Source organism: Xanthomonas sp. AM6 (assembly GCF_025665335.1).
Classification (GTDB): Bacteria; Pseudomonadota; Gammaproteobacteria; order Xanthomonadales; family Xanthomonadaceae; genus Xanthomonas_A.
On sequence record NZ_CP106869.1, the window covers coordinates 603,294 to 619,961 of the forward strand.

Genomic DNA, 16,668 nt, shown 5'->3' on the forward strand with positions numbered 1-16,668 from the left:
TTCACGGCTGCGCGATCCGCTTTTAACAAATCCTGTGCAACCGTGGCCGCATTCCATCCATGCACGGAACCACACGCGATGAACAGCGATAAGCGCGCCGATTTCTCGGCAGTCACCGCCAAGGTGGACACCACGGCGGACGTCACCCCGAAGGCCGATTTCTCCGCCGTGCAGTCGCACGTGGACACCACGGCCGAACAGGTGCAGCAGGTCTACGTGGTCAAGCAGGGCGACTCGTTGTCCAAGATCGCCAAGCTGCACTACGGCGACGGCAACGCCTGGACCCGCATCTTCGAAGCCAACCGCGACGTGCTCGACGACCCGGACAAGATCTATCCGGGCCAGACGCTGAAGCTGCCCGCCCGCGCCTAGCGCGGGCCTTCGCCGGACGCATTCGCCCTCCGCCATTCCTTCCAAGGAGCACCACTTACATGAAGATCCATTCGAAGACGTTGACCTCGCCGCTGCTGCTGGCCCTGGTCGGCACCCTGGCCTTGGCCGGCTGCAAGAAGCAGGACCAGAGCCAGAACGCGACCCCGGATCCGACCTCGTCCGCACCGACCGAGAGCATGCCGGGCCCGGCCGATACCGCCAAGACGCCCGAGCAGACCGCGCCCGCCGCGGCGAACGCCGGCACGGTGACGGTGTCCGCGGTGACCGTGGGCAACACCGCCGGCGCCGACAAGGCGGTGGCGCCGCTGACCACGCTCGGCAGCAAGGACAAGATCATCGTCTCGGTGAAGACCGAAGGCTCCTCCACCAACACCAGCGTCGGCGCCAAGCTGCTGTTCCAGGACGGCCAGACCGCCGGCGAGCGCACCGAAACTCTGACCACCGCCGGCGCGGAAACCACGAATTTCGAATTCACCAACGGCAAGGGCTGGCCGGCCGGCAAGTACAAGGCCGAAGTCACCGTGAACGGCCAGGCCGCCGGCACGCCGCAGGAATTCGAGGTCAAGTGATGCGCCTCGCGCACAGGTAAGCAACGCAGTCACGGATCGCGCCCGCCGTCTCTCTCCCGGCCGGCGCGGTACGCTGGGCGCAGCCGCGAGGCTGCGCCCTTTTTTGTTTGCGGTCGCCGATGCACCGGCACGGTGCCCAGGCACTGCCGCTTTGCAGGATTCACAGGGCGGCCGCGCTCGATCGCACGCCGCGCTGCGCAGCGTGAGGCCACGCGCCGGCGGCACCATGCGCCGGCGAATGGCTTCCCGCTTGCGCGCTGCGAATGTCGCCGCATCTACCGCGCCGCACCGCGCATCCATACGCATGCGCAGGGAAGGCGCACGCCTTGCGCCGCAAGCGATGGCGAAGTTTGTCCCACGAGCCAACGCAAGCCATCGCGGCCGCGTCGCGCCGCACGCAGTGCGCGCAGACGGGTTGTTCGACGCCGACAGTCTCCACCGTTCCATGCAAACGCTTTCTCCGGCCCGCGGAAAACGCGACAATCGGCGGCCGTCATGCCATCGCCGTCGCGGGGTTTCCTGCGTCGAAAGCGCTGTGCTGCGCACGCCGCCCGCGCCGTGCCACCCGCAGCCTTTTCGCGGCAACGCGTCCTTCCCGAATCGCAAGAGAGCCTACGTCACTCATGTCGAATACGCCCAAGATCCTGTACACGCTCACCGACGAAGCCCCGTACCTGGCGACGCAGTCGCTGCTGCCGATCGTCGCCGCCTTCGCCGGGACCGCCGGCATCGCCGTGGAAACCCGCGACATCTCGCTGGCCGGCCGGCTGATCTCGCAGTTCCCCGAATACCTGCGCGAGGACCAGCGCATCGCCGACGACCTGGCCGAACTGGGCCAGCTGGCGACCACGCCGGAGGCCAACATCATCAAGCTGCCCAACATCAGCGCCTCGGTGCCGCAGCTCAAGGCCGCGATCAAGGAACTGCAGCAGCAGGGCTACGCGCTGCCGGACTACCTGGACGAGCCGCAGGACGACAAGCAGAAGGAAGCCAAGGCCCGCTACGACCGGGTCAAGGGCAGCGCGGTCAACCCGGTGCTGCGCGAAGGCAATTCCGACCGCCGCGCGCCGCTGTCGGTGAAGAACTACGCGCGCAAGCACCCGCACCGCATGGGCGCGTGGAGCGCGGACTCCAAGTCGCACGTGGCGCACATGGACGCCGGCGATTTCTACGGCAGCGAGCGTTCGGTGCTGATCGAGCAGGCGGGCAACCTCAAGATCGAACTGGTCGGCAACGACGGCACCACCACCGTGCTGAAGGAGAAGACCGCGGTGCAGGCCGGCGAGATCGTCGACGCGGCGGTGATGAGCAAGCGCGCGCTGAGCGGCTTCGTGCAGGCGCAGATCGCTGATGCCAAGCAGCAGGGCGTGCTGTTCTCGCTGCACCTGAAGGCGACGATGATGAAGGTCTCCGACCCGATCATGTTCGGCGTGGTGGTCGGCGCGTTCTACCAGGACGTGCTGGACAAGCATGCCGATGCGCTGAAGCAGGTCGGCTTCGACCCGAACAACGGCATCGGCGACCTGTACGCGCGCATCGCCACGCTGCCGGACGCGCAGCGCCAGCAGATCGAGGCCGACCTGCAGGCGGTGTACGCGCAGCGCCCGGCGCTGGCGATGGTCAATTCCGACAAGGGCATCACCAACCTGCACGTGCCCAGCGACGTGATCGTCGATGCGTCGATGCCGGCGATGATCCGCGACTCGGGCAAGATGTGGAACGCCGAGGGCAAGCTGCAGGACACCAAGGCGGTGATCCCGGACCGTTGCTATGCCGGCGTCTACCAGGCGGTGATCGACGACTGCAAGCAGCACGGCGCCTTCGATCCGGCGACGATGGGCAGCGTGCCCAACGTCGGCCTGATGGCGCAGAAGGCCGAGGAATACGGTTCGCACGACAAGACCTTCCAGATCGCCGCCGCCGGCACGGTGCGGGTCAGCGATGCCGGCGGCAAGGTGCTGCTCGAGCATCCGGTCGAGGCCGGCGACATCTGGCGCATGTGCCAGGTCAAGGACGCGCCGATCCAGGACTGGGTCAAGCTGGCGGTCAGCCGCGCGCGCCTGAGCGACACCCCGGCGGTGTTCTGGCTGGACCCGCAGCGCGCGCACGATGCGCTGATGATCCAGAAGGTGGAGCGCTACCTGCAGGACCACGACACGAACGGCCTGGACATCCGCATCCTGTCGCCGGTGGAGGCGACCGCGTTCTCGCTGCAGCGCATCCGCCAGGGCCAGGACACCATCTCGGTCACCGGCAACGTGCTGCGCGACTACCTCACCGACCTGTTCCCGATCATGGAGCTGGGCACCAGCGCCAAGATGCTGTCGATCGTGCCGCTGATGGCCGGCGGCGGCCTGTTCGAGACCGGCGCCGGCGGCTCGGCGCCCAAGCACGTGCAGCAGTTCGTCGAGGAGAACTATCTGCGCTGGGATTCGCTGGGCGAGTTCCTGGCCCTGGCCGCGTCGCTGGAGCACCTGGGCCAGCGCGAGCGCAACGCGCGCATCGGCGTGCTGGCCAAGACCCTGGACCAGGCCAACGGCCAGTTCCTGGACAACGACAAGTCGCCCTCGCGCAAGGTCGGCGAACTGGACAACCGCGGCAGCCACTTCTACCTGGCGCTGTACTGGGCGCAGGCGCTGGCCGCGCAGGACGAGGATGCCGCGCTGAAGGCACGCTTCGCGCCGCTGGCCAAGCAACTGACCGAGAACGAGGCCGCGATCGTCGCCGAGCTCAACGGCGTGCAGGGCAAGCCGGTCGACATCCAGGGCTACTACCGCCCGAACCTGGAGCGGGTCAGCCAGGCGATGCGGCCGAGCGCGACGTTCAACGCCGCGCTGGCGACGCTGTCGGCCTGACGCGGACGCGTGCCACGGGGACGGGCCATGCCGGCCCGTCCCCGCTGGCGACCGGCGTGCCGAGCGCCGCGCAATCCCGGAAAAACATCGTGCGTCCTTGTCGAGACGCGGCGTCCTGGGACGTCGTGATTGGGTAACGTCGGCCGAGCGTGGCCACGCACCGAAGGAGCGCGGGATGAGAAAGATCATTGTGGGAGCGTTCGTCAGCCTCGATGGCGTCATGCAGGCCCCGGGCGGGCCGGACGAGGATCCGATCGGCGGTTTCAGGCACGGCGGCTGGGCCGCCCCGTATTTCGACCCGACGCTGGAAGGCTCGGTGGGCGAGATGTTCGCCAGGCCGTTCGACCTGCTGCTCGGGCGCAAGACCTACGACATCTTCGCCGCGCATTGGCCGTATGTCGGCGCGGACGATCCGATCGGCCCCATGTTCGGCCGGATCAACAAGTACGTCGCGACCCGCAATCCGGCGCTGGAACTCACCTGGCAGAACAGCCACGCGCTGCGTCCCGACGCGGTTGCCGCGGTCCGGCAACTGAAGCGCGAGGACGGTCCGGACCTGCTGACCCAGGGCTCGACCGACTTCCTGAAGACGCTGTTCGACAACGACCTGGTCGACGAGCTCAACGTGTCGTTCTTCCCGCTGGTGCTCGGCGCCGGCAAGCGGCTGTTCGGCGGCGCCTTCCACGGCGCCTTCCAACTGGTCGCATCGACGGCGTCCGCGTCCGGCGTCGTCGTCAACCGGTACGTCCGCGCCGGCGACATCGTCACCGGCTCGTTCGAATTCGAGCAGCCGACCGACGCCGAGCTGGAGCGCCGGCGCCGGTTGACCTGAGGCAATCCGCCGCGCGGCCGAGCGCGGCTGCAGCGCCGTCGCGCGACCGGCCGGCGGTGCGTGCTGTCACGCGTAAGCGCCGCGCGGGCGTGCGTCCGCGGCGGTCAGCGGAACGGCGAGAGCGCGGTCATCGCCCGCAGCAGCGCCGAATGACCGCGCGAGGCCGCCGGGGCCGGCTCGCCGGGCGCGGCCTGCGCTGCACCGGCGGCAGGCGCCGGTGCTGCCGGTCCGGGACCTGCCGGTCCGGCCTGCGCTGCCGCCAGCGAACGCGCCAGCTCGGCATTGGCGATATGCCCGTGGTGGAACAACAGATCGCTGTAGATGCTCATCGTGGTGCTCCTGGCTTGAGTGGAATCGACGATAGGCGCAAGCTGGGCCTTGAAAAAGCGACCATTCCGCAAGTCAGACTTGAATTGGATTCAACATGGCGCGTCCACCGCTGCATGCCCTGCAAGGTTTCGTCAGCGTCGCCCGGCTCGGCAACCTGTCGCGTGCGGCGAGCGCGATGCACCTCACCGTCAGCGCGCTGAGCCACCAGATGCGCGTGCTGGAGCAGCGCCTGGGCTATCGGCTGCTCGACCGGCACGCGCGCGGGGTGACGCTGACTGCCGACGGCCGGCGCCTGCTCGAACGCATCGGCCCGCACCTGGACGCGATCGGCGAGGCGCTGCAGCCGTTCGCCGCACGCCGCGACGACGTGCTGACGATCAGCCTGACCCCGTCGATGGCCTCGGCCTGGCTGGTGCCGCGGCTGGGCGATTTCCTGGCGCGGCATCCGCACATCGAGATCAATCTGCTGTCCGACCAGCGCCTGGTCGATTTCGAACGCCAGCCGCAGATCGATGCGGCCTTGCGAATCGGCGGCGGGCAGTGGCCGGGGCTGGTGGTCGAGCCGCTGTTCGACGAGTGGCTGGTGCCGATGGCCAGCCCGGCGCTGATCGCGCGGATGGGCGCGCGCAAGCGCGTGCCGCTGGCGCAGTGGCCGCTGATCGGCGATCCGGACGGCGAATGGGAGCGCTGGTTCGCTGCCGCCGGCGAAACGCCGCCCGCGCGCTACGTCGCGGTCTTCGACGATTCCGAGTCGCACCACCGCGCGGCGCTGGATGGCGTCGGCGTGGCCCTGGGCCGCGTCACCCGCGCGCGGCTGATGCTCGACGCCGGCCAGTTGGTGTCGCTGTCGCCGCACCAGGTGAAGGCGACCTGGTCGCACTACCTGGTGTATCCGCAGCGCTCGGCCACGCATGGCGGTTTCCTGGCGTTCCACGGCTGGCTGCGCGCGCAGGCCGACGAACACCAGCGGCACACGCAGGCGCTGGCGGCGCCGGCCACGGGCAAGCGCCGCCGCGCGCGCGGGTAGACTGCGGCCATGACCATCGCGCCCGATCCGCCCGTGCCCATGCAACCCCGCGCCGACGCCGTGGCGCGGACCATCCGCGATGCGTTCGAGGACTACCACGCGCGCTTCGCGCAGGTCAGCCGCCGCGCCCGCCGCCGCTTCGAGACCCGCGACTGGAACGCCGCGCGCAACGACGCGGTCGAGCGCATCGCGCTGTACGACCAGTGCATCGGCGAGTGCATGCTGCGCCTGCGCACGCTGCTGCTCGGCCAGACCCACGACCGCGCGCTGTGGGCGCAGGTGCGCGACAGCTTCGCCGCGCAACTGCACGGGCTGATCGACCAGGAGCTGTACAAGACCTTCTACAACACGCTGACCCGGCGCTTCTTCCGCACCCAGGGCGTGGACACGCGGATCGAGTTCGTGGCGCTGGACATCGAGCCGACCGACGCGATCACCCACCCGGTGGCGCGGCACAACTACGTGGTCTCCGAGACGCGGCCGGTGGATGCGTTCGTGCGCGTGCTCGGCGACTACCCGTTCGACGTGCCGTACGCGCACCGCACGCGCTGCGCCGCGGCCATCGCGGTGCGCCTGCAAGACGACCTGGCGCACTGGGGCGAGCATCCGGTGCGCGGCATCGAATTGCTGGAGACGGTGTTCTACCGCGAGCGCCGCGCCTACCTAGTCGGGCGCGTGTTCGGCGAGCATCGCTTCTCGCCGTGCGTGATCGCGCTGGTCAACGACGCCGACGGCCTGCGCGCCGAAGCGGTGCTGACCAAGCGCAACGACGTGGCGCAGCTGTTCGGCATCTCGCGCAGCTACTTCCAGGCCGATCTGCCCACCGTCGGCGATGCGGTGGTGTTCCTGCGCAGCCTGTTGCCGCACAAGCCGATCGACGAGCTGTACACCATGCTCGGCCGCGCCAAGCAGGGCAAGACCGAGCGCTTCCGCACCTTCTTCCGCCACTTCCAGGCGCACCCCAACGAGCAATTGGTGCATGCCGAGGGCACGCCCGGGATGGTCATGGCGGTGTTCACCCTGCCCAGCTACCCGCTGGTGTTCAAGCTGATCCGCGACCGCTTCGCCTATCCGAAGACGATGAGCCGCGAGCAGGTCGAGGACAAGTACGCGCTGGTGTTCAACCTGGACCGGGTCGGGCGCCTGCTCGACGCGCAGCCGTACCGTTCGCTGCGCTTCCCGCGCGCGCGCTTCGCCCCGGCGCTGCTCGACGAACTGCTGCAGGGCTGCGCGCGCAGCCTGCGCGAGGACGGCCAGGACCTGATCTTCGAGCTGTGCTACGTGCAACGCCGGCTGCGCCCGCTGAACCTGTACCTGCGCGAGCAGACCGCCGAAGCGGCGCGCGAGGCGGCGCTGGACTACGCGCAGGCGATCAAGGACATGGCGCGCAACAACATCTTCCCCGGCGACATGCTGCTGAAGAACTTCGGCGTCTCGCGCCAGGGCCGCGCGGTGTTCTACGACTACGACGAACTGTGCCTGGTCACCGACTGCACGTTCCGCGACTGGCCGCAGCCGCGCAACGAGGAGGAGGCGATGTCGGCCGAACCCTGGTTCCACGTCGCCGCGCGCGACGTGTTCCCGGAGCGCTTCGCGTTGTTCATGGGCCTGCCGGCCGCCTCGCTGGAAGCGGTCAGGCGCGTCCACGGCGAATTGTTCGACCCGCAGTGGTGGCGCGATCTGCAGGCGCGGCTGCGCGAGGACGACTATCCGGACGCACCGCCGTATCCGGAGTCGCTGCGCCTGGCCTGACTTGCCCGCGTCGGCCGGCTGCGCTGTAATCGGCGCCTCATCCATGCAAGGACAGCGCACGATGCATCGTTTATCCGGAATCTCGACGTGGCGCTGGTGCGGCCTGCTGCTGGCGCTGCTGGCGGCCACCGCGGTCGCCGCCGGCACCGGACCGGGCGCGGTGCGCAAGCAGGCCGAGAGCAGCATGCTGGTGACCGGCAAGATCGACATCGAGGCCGACGGCGCGGTGTCGGCGTTGGCCATCGATCGCGAAGAGAAGCTGCCGGGCGGCGTGGTCGCCTTCGTGCGCGCTTCGGCGAAGCAGTGGAAGTTCGAGCCGGTATTGCGCGAGGGGAAGCCGGTGCCGGCGCGCGCGCCGATGACGCTGCGCATCGTGGCCAAGCGCCTGCAGGACGATGCCTATCGGGTGGAGATCCGCCATGCCAGCTTCGCCACCTACGACCACGACGATCGCAGTGCGGTGACGTCGCTGCAGATGGCGCCGCCGTCCTATCCGGAGGCGGCATACCGCGTCGGCGCCTCGGGCTCGGCGTATCTGCTGCTCAAGGTGATGCGCGACGGCACGGTCGCCGATGCGGCGGTGGAGCAGGTCAACCTGCGGATCGTGGCCTCCGAGAGCGAGATGAAGAAGCTGCGCGACATCTTCGCCAGGAGCGCGCTGGCGGCGGCGCGCAAGTGGACCTTCCGCGCGCCGACCGAGGGCAAGGCCGTGGCGGCGCCGTACTGGGTGGTCCGCGTCCCGGTCGACTACGCACTGCGCGACCAGCCCACCGAAAACACGTCTGGCGGCTACGGGCGCTGGATCAGCTACATCCCCGGTCCGCGCGAGCGTGCGCCGTGGGCCGACGCCGAGGACGCGGCGGGGTTCTCGCCCGACGCACTGGCGGCCGGCGGCGTGTACATGGTCGACAACAACGGCCCGCGCCTGCTGACGCCGCTGCAGGGCAGTTGAGCGGCGCCAGGCAGCGTTGCCTTCGCGGCCCGCCGATCCACCGTCCATAACAAAAACGCCCCGCGGAGGCGGGGCGTTTTCTTGTCCGGCTCGTCGCTGCGGCGGCTCAGCGCTTCATCGAACCGAAGAACTCGTCGTTGGACTTGGTGTTCTTCATCTTGTCCAGCAGGAATTCCATCGCTGCGATCTCGTCCATCGGATGCAGCAGCTTGCGCAGGATCCAGATCTTCTGCAGCAACTCCGGCTCGATCAGCAGGTCTTCGCGGCGGGTGCCGGAACGGTTGATGTCGATCGCCGGGTACACGCGCTTCTCGGCGATGCGGCGGTTCAGGTGCACTTCGCTGTTGCCGGTGCCCTTGAACTCCTCGTAGATCACCTCGTCCATCTTGCTGCCGGTCTCCACCAGCGCGGTAGCGATGATGGTCAGCGAGCCGCCTTCCTCGACGTTGCGGGCCGCGCCGAAGAAACGCTTCGGGCGGTGCAGGGCGTTGGCGTCGACGCCGCCGCTGAGCACCTTGCCGGAGGACGGCACCACGTTGTTGTAGGCGCGGGCCAGGCGGGTGATCGAGTCGAGCAGGATCACCACGTCCTTCTTGTGCTCGACCAGGCGCTTGGCGCGTTCGATCACCATCTCGGCGACCTGCACGTGGCGCGCGGCCGGCTCGTCGAAGGTGGAGGAGATGACCTCGCCGCGCACGGTGCGCTGCATTTCGGTCACTTCTTCCGGCCGCTCGTCGATCAGCAGCACGATCATGTGCACGTCGGGATGGTTGGTGGTGATCGCCGTGGCCACCTGCTGCATCAGCATGGTCTTGCCGGCCTTGGGCGGGGACACGATCAGCGCGCGCTGGCCCTTGCCCTGCGGCGCCATCAGGTCGAGGATGCGCCCGGAGATGTCTTCGGACGAACCGTTGCCGCGTTCCAGGGTGAAGCGCTTGCGCGGGAACAGCGCGGTCAGGTTCTCGAACAGGACCTTGTTCTTGCTCGCTTCCAGCGGCTCGCCGTTGATCGTGTCGACGATCGACAGCGCGAAGTAGCGTTCGCCGTCCTTCGGGAAGCGGATGCGGCCGGACAGGTGGTCGCCGGTGCGCAGGTTGAAGCGGCGGATCTGGCTGGGCGAGATGTAGGTGTCGTCCGGGCCGGCCAGGTAGCTGGCCTCGGCCGCGCGCAGGAAGCCGAAGCCGTCCGGCAGGATCTCCAGCACGCCGTCGGCGGCGACGCCTTCGCCGTGGCGGGTCAGCACCTTCAGCAGCGCGAAGATCACGTCCTGCTTGCGCGCGCGGGCCACGCCGTCCTGGATGTTGAGCTGCTCGGCGATGTCCAGCAGCTTCTGCGCCGGCATCCGCTTCAGGTCGCTCAGCGAGTAGATCGGGAAGCCTTCCGGCACGTTGGCGTGCGGGCGCGGCACGAACACCTCGTTGGCGCCGGTGTCGTTGGGCAGGCCGTTGTCGGGGTAGCGCTCGCGGCCACCACCACCACCGCCGCCGCCGCCGTTGCGATCGCGATCGCGGCGATTGCGGAAGCGGTCGCGGCGATTGCCCTGCTGGTTGTTCTGGTTCTGGTTGTTCTGGTTCTGCGGATTCTGGTTGTTGAAGCGCGGGTTGCCGCCTTCGCGCGCCTCGCGCGCTTCGCCGCCGTCGTTCTGGTTGCCGCCGCCCTGGCCCTGGGCATCGCCGCCGGAGGCGGGAGCGGACTGGGGCGAGGACGTGGCCTGCGCCTGCGCGTGTTCCTGCGGCGCGGCGCGTTCCTGGCGTTCGGGGCGTTCCTGCGGCGCGGAGCGCGGCGCCTCGGCCTGGGCCGGCGCCGGGTTCAGCGGCAGGTTCGGCTGCGCCGGCGCGCCGTGCTCGGCTCCGCCTTCGGCGCCGGCAACGGCCTTGCTGACGCGGGGCTTGCGCGCGCGCTTCTCGGCGGGGGCGTCGACGCTCCCGGGTTCGGTGGTGGTGTTATCGGACAAGTGGTGATTCCTCGCTATGAGTGCGAGCGCCCAGCGTGGGGGCAAACGGGTTGGGAAGGGGTCTAGAAGAGAATCTTCCAGAGGGGGTGCGGTGCGCGAATGCCACCGGATACGCCGACACTATCATCGCCGCGCAACCACGGCAAGCGGGCGTTACCGGGCGATTCAGCCGGCCGGCGGCGGCGCCGCGGGCCGGTACGACAGCGGCCGCTCCGATCCGGAACGGCCGCGGGCGGGCGCCTCAGGCGGCCGCGCCGCCCAGGGTCTTGTCGATCATCTGGGTCAGCTGGCCCTTGCCGACCGCGCCGATCTGGGTGGCCTGGACCTGGCCGTCCTTGAACAGCAGCAGCATCGGGATCGAGCGCACGTGGTACTTGATCGCGGTGGCGCGGTTCTCGTCGACGTTGACCTTGGCGACCTTGAGCTTGCCGTCGTAGGTGTCGGCCAGGTCGTCCAGCACCGGGGCGATCATCTTGCACGGGCCGCACCATTCCGCCCAGAAGTCCACCAGGACCGGTTCGCCGGATTGCAGCACGGCGGTATCGAAATCGGCATCGCCGACGTGTAGGACCTTGTCGCTCACTTGGGGTATCTCCTGGGGCAATGCGACCAGCCGGACCGGGTGGCCGCCGCATTGCGGTAAACTGGGGCATTGCGCGGCGAAATCAAGGGATTCCCCCTGTCGCGCGACCCGGCATGGAAGTCGCCAGTGTGCGACGCTGCCGGGGCCGATGCAAGCCGCGACCTTACGCTTCGGGCGGGGTGGCCTGACGAAGATGGAATGATGAGCGACAAACCGCTGACCGATGTGACTTTTTCCGCGTTCGAGCTGCAACCGGCGCTGCTGGCCGGGCTCGAAGGCGCCGGCTTCACCCGCTGTACGCCGATCCAGGCGCTGACCCTGCCGGTGGCCCTGCCGGGCCGCGACGTGGCCGGCCAGGCCCAGACCGGTACCGGCAAGACCCTGGCGTTCCTGGTGACGGTGATGAACCGCCTGCTCAGCCGCCCGGCGCTGGCCGACCGCAAGCCCGAGGATCCGCGCGCGCTGATCCTGGCCCCGACCCGCGAACTGGCGATCCAGATCCACAAGGACGCGGTCAAGTTCGGCGCCGACCTCGGCCTGCGCTTCGCGCTGGTCTACGGCGGCGTGGACTACGACAAGCAGCGCGAGCTGCTGCAGCAGGGCGTGGACGTGATCATCGCCACCCCGGGCCGGCTGATCGACTACGTCAAGCAACATAAAGTGGTGTCGCTGCACGCCTGCGAGATCTGCGTGCTCGACGAAGCCGACCGCATGTTCGACCTGGGCTTCATCAAGGACATCCGCTTCCTGCTGCGGCGCATGCCCGAGCGCGGCACCCGGCAGACGCTGCTGTTCTCGGCCACCCTCAGCCACCGCGTGCTGGAGCTGGCCTACGAGCACATGAACGAGCCGGAAAAGCTCGTGGTCGAGACCGAGAGCATCACCGCCGCGCGCGTGCGCCAGCGCATCTACTTCCCCTCCGACGAGGAGAAGCTGACCCTGCTGCTGGGCCTGCTGTCGCGCAGCGAGGGCGCGCGCACCATGGTGTTCGTCAACACCAAGGCGTTCGTCGAGCGCGTGGCGCGTTCGCTGGAGCGCAACGGCTACCGGGTCGGCGTGCTGTCCGGCGACGTGCCGCAGAAGAAGCGCGAGACCCTGCTCAACCGCTTCCAGAAGGGCCAGTTGGAGATCCTGGTCGCCACCGACGTGGCCGCGCGCGGCCTGCACATCGATGGCGTCAAGTACGTCTACAACTACGACCTGCCGTTCGACGCCGAGGACTACGTGCACCGCATCGGCCGCACCGCGCGGCTGGGCGAGGAAGGCGACGCGATCAGCTTCGCCTGCGAACGCTACGCGATGAGCCTGCCGGACATCGAGGCCTACATCGAGCAGAAGATCCCGGTCGAGCCGGTCACCGCCGAACTGCTGGTGGCGCTGCCGCGCACGCCGCGCGCGGCGGTCGAGGGCGAGGCGGGCGAGGTCGATGCGGATGCCGACGAGAGCATCGGCGACATCTTCCGCGAAGCGCGCGCGCAGCGCGAGGCCGACGAGCAGCGGCGCGGCGGCGGCAGCCGCGGCAAGCCGGGCGCTGGCCGTAGCGGCCCGGGCGGCGGTGCCGGCGGCCGTGGCGAATCGCGTGGTGCCGACGGCAAGCCGCGGCGGCCGCGCGCGCCGCGTCCGGCCGAGGGCGATGCCGCGGCTGCGGCGGTCGCGGCGGCGCCCGTCGCTGCCGCTGCCGAGGCCGTCGGGGCTCCGGTCGCCGCACCCGCGCCGAAGCCGGTGCGCGCGGCCGCCGAGGGCGCACCTGCGGTCGATGGCGAACGTCCACCGCGCAAGCGCCGGCGCCGCCGTGGCGGCCGTCCGCTGGAAGGCGCCGAGGCTGCTGCCGCGGTCGCGACCAGCGACGCGCCGGCCAAGCCGGTGCAGGTCAGGGCCGCGCGCCAGGGCGAGCGTGCCGCGGCGCCGGCCGCCGCGGCGAACGATTCGTTCCTGACCCGCCTCGGCCGCAAGCTGCGTTCGCTGGTCTCCAGCTCCTGATGGACCGACGCTCCACCGTTCGCGGCGCGCGCACGGTGGACGAAAACCCGGGCCGCTCCGGCATAATCGCCGGATGAGCGTCCTGCGGTTCGACAATGTCAGCAAACAGTACGCCGGTGGCCACGAGGCGCTGGTGGACGTCAGCTTCCAGGTGGAGGAGGGCGAGATGCTGTTCGTCACCGGCCACTCCGGGGCGGGCAAGAGCACCTTGCTCAAGCTGATCCACCTCAGCGAGCGCCCCTCGCGCGGCGCGGTGCTGTTCGGCGAGCGCAACCTGCTCAAGGTGCGCGGGCGGCGCGTGCCGCTGCACCGGCGCGAGGTCGGCGCCGTGTACCAGGACCACCGCCTGCTGATGGACCGCAGCATCGCCGAGAACGTGGCGCTGCCGCTGATCCTGCGCGGCACCCGCCGCGCCGAGATCGGCAAGCGGGTGCGCTCGGTGCTGGAGCGGATGGGCCTGGGCCATCGCGAGAAGGCGCTGCCGTCGCAGCTGTCGGCCGGCGAGCAGCAGCGCGTCGGCATCGCCCGGGCGATGGTCGGCGAACCGCGCCTGCTGGTCGCCGACGAGCCGACCGGCAACCTCGACCCGACCCTGGCCGCCGAGATCATGCAACTGTTCGCCGAACTGCCGGCGCGCGGCACCAGCGTGCTGGTGGTCAGCCACGACCTGGCGCTGCTCAAGCAGATGCGCAAGCGCGTGCTGATCCTGGACCACGGCCGCCTGGTCGACGACATCTCCCCGCAGGACCTGGCCGAATGAGCACCCGCAACGCCGCCGGCGCCGCCGCGCCCTCGCGCCTGGGCGTGTGGTGGGACCACCACCTGCACAGCATCGTCTACAGCCTCGGCCGGGCGATGCGCAAGCCGTGGGCGACGCTGCTGACGATGGCGGTGATGGCATTGGCGCTGGCGTTGCCGCTGGGGCTGTCGATCGCGCTGGACAACCTCAAGCACTTCGCCGGCAGCGTGCAGCAATCGCGCGACATCAACGTGTTCCTGAAGACCGGGGTCGATGCCGCCGCCGCCAATGCGCTGGCCGGGACCCTGCGCGGCCGCGCCGACGTCGCCGCGGTGGCGCTGCGCACGCCCGAGCAGGGCATGGCCGAACTGCGCGACAGCGCCGGGCTCGGCGAGGCGCTGGACGCGCTCGACGACAACCCGCTGCCGACGCTGCTGGTCGTCACCCCGGCCGCGGCCGACGACGCGCAGCTGGCGGCCGCGCTGAGCGCGCTGCCGCAGGCCGACCTGGTGCAGCACGACGCGCTGTGGCGCAAGCGCCTGGACGGCTGGCTGCGCTTCGGCGAGCGCCTGGTGCAGGTGCTGTCGGTGCTGCTCGGCGCCGGCGCGGCGCTGGTGGTCGGCAACACCGTGCGCCTGGACATCCAGTCGCGGCGCGAGGAGATCGGCGTGCTGCAGCTGCTCGGCGCCAGCGACGGTTTCATCCGCCGCCCGTTCCTGTACCTGGGCGCCTGGTACGGCTTCGGCGCAGGCGTGATGGCGCTGGGCCTGATCGCCGCCTCCGGGCTGGCGCTGGGGCCGCCGCTGGCGGAACTGGCCGACAGCTACGGCAGCCATTTCGCGCTGCACGGCCTGGATGCCCTGCACTCGGCCTTCGTGCTGCTCGGCACCTTGCTGCTGGGCTGGCTCGGCGCCTGGCTGGTGACCGGCCACTTCCTGCGCCAGACGCGTCCCACCGACACCTGAGGCGCGCATGTCCCGGCACGATCTCAAGCACCTGATCAGCGACGCCCCGCGGGTGATGGTGGTCGACGGCTCCAAGCTGGTGCGCAAGCTGATCGCCGACGTGCTGCACCGCGAACTGCCGGATGTGGAAGTGGTCGGCTGCGCCAGCATCGCCGAGGCGCGCGCGGCGCTGGCGGCCGGCCCGGTGCACCTGGTCACCACCTCGCTGGCGCTGCCCGACGGCGATGGCCTGGCGCTGGCGCGCAGCGTGCGCGAGGCCGCCGGCCAGGCCTACGTGCCGGTGATCGTGGTCTCCGGTGACGCCCAGCAGCACCTGGTCGAGCGCCGCTTCACCGAATACGTCACCGACTACTTCGACAAGGCGCTGGGCCACGAGGCGCTGGCGACCTTCATCCGCGGCTACGTGCAGCCGCAGCCGGTGGCCGGCGCCACCATCCTCTACGTCGAGGACAGCCGCGTGGTGGCCGAGGCGACCAAGCGCATGCTCGAGCGCCAGGAACTGCACGTGGTGCACGTGCTGACCGCCGAGGACGCGTTCGCGCTGCTCACCGCCGAATCGCTGGGCCGCACCACCCGTCGCATCGACCTGGTGCTGACCGACGTCACCCTGAAGGGCGAACTCAACGGCCGCGACGTGGTGCAGCGCATCCGCATCGACTTCGCCTACGGCAAGCGGCGCATGCCGGTGCTGGTGATGACCGGCGACAGCAACCCGCACAACCAGTCCGAACTGCTGCGCGCCGGCGCCAACGACCTGGTGCAAAAGCCGATCGAGGAGCGCCTGCTGGTCACCAAGGTGCTGTTCCAGCTGCGCCTGGCCAAGCTCAGCGACAACGCCGTGACGTTCTGACCATCGACCTGCCGAACCTGCATGACATGAGTAGCGAAGACGAGACCCGGATCCAGCTGGAACCCTCCTGGAAGGCGCAGGTCGGCGACTGGCTGCTGCGCCCGGAGATGCGCGAACTGGCCACGTTCCTGCGCCAGCGCAAGGCGGCCGGCGCCCGCATCTTCCCGCCGGGCCGGCAGATCTTCGCCGCGTTCGAGGCCACCCCGTTCGACCGGGTCGAGGTGGTGATCCTCGGCCAGGACCCGTACCACGGCTACGGCCAGGCGCACGGGCTGTGCTTCTCGGTGCTGCCCGGGGTGCCGGTGCCGCCGTCGCTGCTGAATATCTACAAGGAGATCGAGGACGACCTGGGCATCCGCCGTCCCGACCACGGCTGCCTGCTGCCATGGGCGCAGCGCGGCGTGCTGCTGCTCAACGCGGTGCTGACCGTGGAGGAGGGCCGCGCCGGCGCCCACCAGGGCAAGGGCTGGGAGGGTTTCACCGACCACGTCGTGGAGACCCTCAACCGCGAGCGCGAGGGCCTGGTGTTCCTGCTATGGGGCAGCTACGCGCAGGCCAAGGGCAAGGTCATCGACACCCGCCGCCACCGCGTGCTGAAGGCGCCGCACCCCTCGCCGCTGTCGGCGCACCGCGGGTTCCTGGGCTGCAAGCACTTCTCCGCGGCCAACGACTACCTGCGCCGCCGCGGCGCCCAGCCGATCGACTGGAGCCTGCCGCCGCGCGCGGCGCTGGAAGTGGCGGCGGCCAGCGCCTGAACCGCGGTTCGACGGCCTCGTTCGACCCTCGCCGGATGTACGGAAATTTCGCAGGCCGGATGCTAGGTTTGGCGCTCGTAACCGGTTACGTCTGCTTCCCCACAGCGTTCCAGTGGTCTCCGTCACAGTCCC

At 69.9% G+C, this 16,668-nt stretch carries 15 protein-coding genes; 12 read left to right on the forward strand and 3 right to left on the reverse strand.

What is annotated here, in order from left to right; all coding sequences use genetic code 11:
* The first annotated feature begins 78 nt into the window (after window positions 1-78).
* The 4 genes from OCJ37_RS02610 (at window position 79) to OCJ37_RS02625 (ending at window position 4,649) form a co-directional block, all read left to right on the forward strand.
* On the forward strand, window positions 79-372 hold the full coding sequence (locus OCJ37_RS02610) for a LysM peptidoglycan-binding domain-containing protein (protein WP_263112159.1): 294 nt from the start codon (window positions 79-81) through the stop codon (window positions 370-372).
* Window positions 373-431: 59 nt separating this feature from the next.
* Window positions 432-962 carry a hypothetical protein gene (locus OCJ37_RS02615; protein WP_263112160.1) on the forward strand — a complete coding sequence of 177 codons (531 nt, stop codon included), beginning with the start codon at window positions 432-434 and terminating at the stop codon, window positions 960-962.
* A gap of 623 nt (window positions 963-1,585) precedes the next feature.
* Window positions 1,586-3,817, forward strand: coding sequence for an NADP-dependent isocitrate dehydrogenase (locus tag OCJ37_RS02620; protein ID WP_263112161.1), 2,232 nt, complete (start codon window positions 1,586-1,588; stop codon window positions 3,815-3,817).
* Window positions 3,818-3,992: 175 nt separating this feature from the next.
* Entirely contained in the window at window positions 3,993-4,649 is a 657-nt protein-coding gene (locus tag OCJ37_RS02625; protein WP_263112162.1) for a dihydrofolate reductase family protein, read from the forward strand.
* Window positions 4,650-4,753: 104 nt separating this feature from the next.
* Here the strand turns inward: OCJ37_RS02625 and OCJ37_RS02630 are convergent, their stop codons facing one another.
* Window positions 4,754-4,978: a hypothetical protein gene (locus OCJ37_RS02630; protein ID WP_263112163.1), complete on the reverse strand. Its 225-nt coding sequence runs from the start codon at window positions 4,976-4,978 to the stop codon at window positions 4,754-4,756.
* A 95-nt stretch (window positions 4,979-5,073) separates the two neighbouring features.
* On the opposite strand from OCJ37_RS02630, the gene OCJ37_RS02635 reads away from it, so the two are divergent.
* The 3 genes from OCJ37_RS02635 (at window position 5,074) to OCJ37_RS02645 (ending at window position 8,710) form a co-directional block, all read left to right on the forward strand.
* Window positions 5,074-6,006, forward strand: a complete 933-nt coding sequence (locus OCJ37_RS02635) for a LysR substrate-binding domain-containing protein (protein ID WP_263112164.1) — start codon at window positions 5,074-5,076, stop codon at window positions 6,004-6,006.
* Window positions 6,007-6,015: 9 nt separating this feature from the next.
* Window positions 6,016-7,758: a bifunctional isocitrate dehydrogenase kinase/phosphatase gene (gene aceK, locus OCJ37_RS02640; protein WP_263112165.1), complete on the forward strand. Its 1,743-nt coding sequence runs from the start codon at window positions 6,016-6,018 to the stop codon at window positions 7,756-7,758.
* Between the two features lie 61 nt (window positions 7,759-7,819).
* Window positions 7,820-8,710, forward strand: a complete 891-nt coding sequence (locus tag OCJ37_RS02645; RefSeq protein WP_263112166.1) for an energy transducer TonB — start codon at window positions 7,820-7,822, stop codon at window positions 8,708-8,710.
* 106 nt (window positions 8,711-8,816) lie between these two features.
* On the opposite strand, the gene rho is transcribed toward OCJ37_RS02645, so the two are convergent.
* Together rho and trxA are read right to left on the reverse strand one after the other, a co-directional pair.
* Complete coding sequence (gene rho, locus OCJ37_RS02650) at window positions 8,817-10,664, reverse strand: transcription termination factor Rho (RefSeq protein ID WP_263112167.1); 1,848 nt, start codon at window positions 10,662-10,664, stop codon at window positions 8,817-8,819.
* A gap of 241 nt (window positions 10,665-10,905) precedes the next feature.
* Window positions 10,906-11,247, reverse strand: a complete 342-nt coding sequence (trxA, locus tag OCJ37_RS02655) for a thioredoxin TrxA (protein ID WP_263112168.1) — start codon at window positions 11,245-11,247, stop codon at window positions 10,906-10,908.
* Window positions 11,248-11,448: 201 nt separating this feature from the next.
* On the opposite strand from trxA, the gene rhlB reads away from it, so the two are divergent.
* The 5 genes from rhlB (at window position 11,449) to ung (ending at window position 16,536) form a co-directional block, all read left to right on the forward strand.
* Window positions 11,449-13,227 carry an ATP-dependent RNA helicase RhlB gene (gene rhlB, locus OCJ37_RS02660; RefSeq protein ID WP_263112169.1) on the forward strand — a complete coding sequence of 593 codons (1,779 nt, stop codon included), beginning with the start codon at window positions 11,449-11,451 and terminating at the stop codon, window positions 13,225-13,227.
* A 73-nt stretch (window positions 13,228-13,300) separates the two neighbouring features.
* Window positions 13,301-13,987: a cell division ATP-binding protein FtsE gene (gene ftsE, locus OCJ37_RS02665; RefSeq protein ID WP_263112170.1), complete on the forward strand. Its 687-nt coding sequence runs from the start codon at window positions 13,301-13,303 to the stop codon at window positions 13,985-13,987.
* Window positions 13,984-14,931, forward strand: coding sequence for a permease-like cell division protein FtsX (gene ftsX, locus OCJ37_RS02670; RefSeq protein WP_263112171.1), 948 nt, complete (start codon window positions 13,984-13,986; stop codon window positions 14,929-14,931). Before ftsE ends, ftsX begins: the two co-directional genes overlap by 4 nt.
* A gap of 7 nt (window positions 14,932-14,938) precedes the next feature.
* Complete coding sequence (locus OCJ37_RS02675; protein ID WP_263112172.1) at window positions 14,939-15,781, forward strand: response regulator; 843 nt, start codon at window positions 14,939-14,941, stop codon at window positions 15,779-15,781.
* A 26-nt stretch (window positions 15,782-15,807) separates the two neighbouring features.
* Window positions 15,808-16,536 carry a uracil-DNA glycosylase gene (gene ung / locus OCJ37_RS02680; RefSeq protein ID WP_263112173.1) on the forward strand — a complete coding sequence of 243 codons (729 nt, stop codon included), beginning with the start codon at window positions 15,808-15,810 and terminating at the stop codon, window positions 16,534-16,536.
* The last annotated feature ends 132 nt before the right edge of the window (window positions 16,537-16,668 follow it).

Excerpts from the sequence above, each read along its gene's own strand:
- OCJ37_RS02610 (WP_263112159.1), top strand. The coding sequence starts at position 79 with ATGAACAGCGATAAGCGCGCCGATTTCTCGGCAGTCACCGCCAAGGTG.
- OCJ37_RS02615 (WP_263112160.1), top strand. The coding sequence starts at position 432 with ATGAAGATCCATTCGAAGACGTTGACCTCGCCGCTGCTGCTGGCCCTG.
- OCJ37_RS02620 (WP_263112161.1), top strand. The coding sequence starts at position 1,586 with ATGTCGAATACGCCCAAGATCCTGTACACGCTCACCGACGAAGCCCCG.
- OCJ37_RS02625 (WP_263112162.1), top strand. The coding sequence starts at position 3,993 with ATGAGAAAGATCATTGTGGGAGCGTTCGTCAGCCTCGATGGCGTCATG.
- OCJ37_RS02630 (WP_263112163.1), bottom strand. The coding sequence starts at position 4,978 with ATGAGCATCTACAGCGATCTGTTGTTCCACCACGGGCATATCGCCAAT.
- OCJ37_RS02635 (WP_263112164.1), top strand. The coding sequence starts at position 5,074 with ATGGCGCGTCCACCGCTGCATGCCCTGCAAGGTTTCGTCAGCGTCGCC.
- aceK (WP_263112165.1), top strand. The coding sequence starts at position 6,016 with ATGACCATCGCGCCCGATCCGCCCGTGCCCATGCAACCCCGCGCCGAC.
- OCJ37_RS02645 (WP_263112166.1), top strand. The coding sequence starts at position 7,820 with ATGCATCGTTTATCCGGAATCTCGACGTGGCGCTGGTGCGGCCTGCTG.
- rhlB (WP_263112169.1), top strand. The coding sequence starts at position 11,449 with ATGAGCGACAAACCGCTGACCGATGTGACTTTTTCCGCGTTCGAGCTG.
- ftsE (WP_263112170.1), top strand. The coding sequence starts at position 13,301 with ATGAGCGTCCTGCGGTTCGACAATGTCAGCAAACAGTACGCCGGTGGC.
- ftsX (WP_263112171.1), top strand. The coding sequence starts at position 13,984 with ATGAGCACCCGCAACGCCGCCGGCGCCGCCGCGCCCTCGCGCCTGGGC.
- OCJ37_RS02675 (WP_263112172.1), top strand. The coding sequence starts at position 14,939 with ATGTCCCGGCACGATCTCAAGCACCTGATCAGCGACGCCCCGCGGGTG.
- ung (WP_263112173.1), top strand. The coding sequence starts at position 15,808 with ATGAGTAGCGAAGACGAGACCCGGATCCAGCTGGAACCCTCCTGGAAG.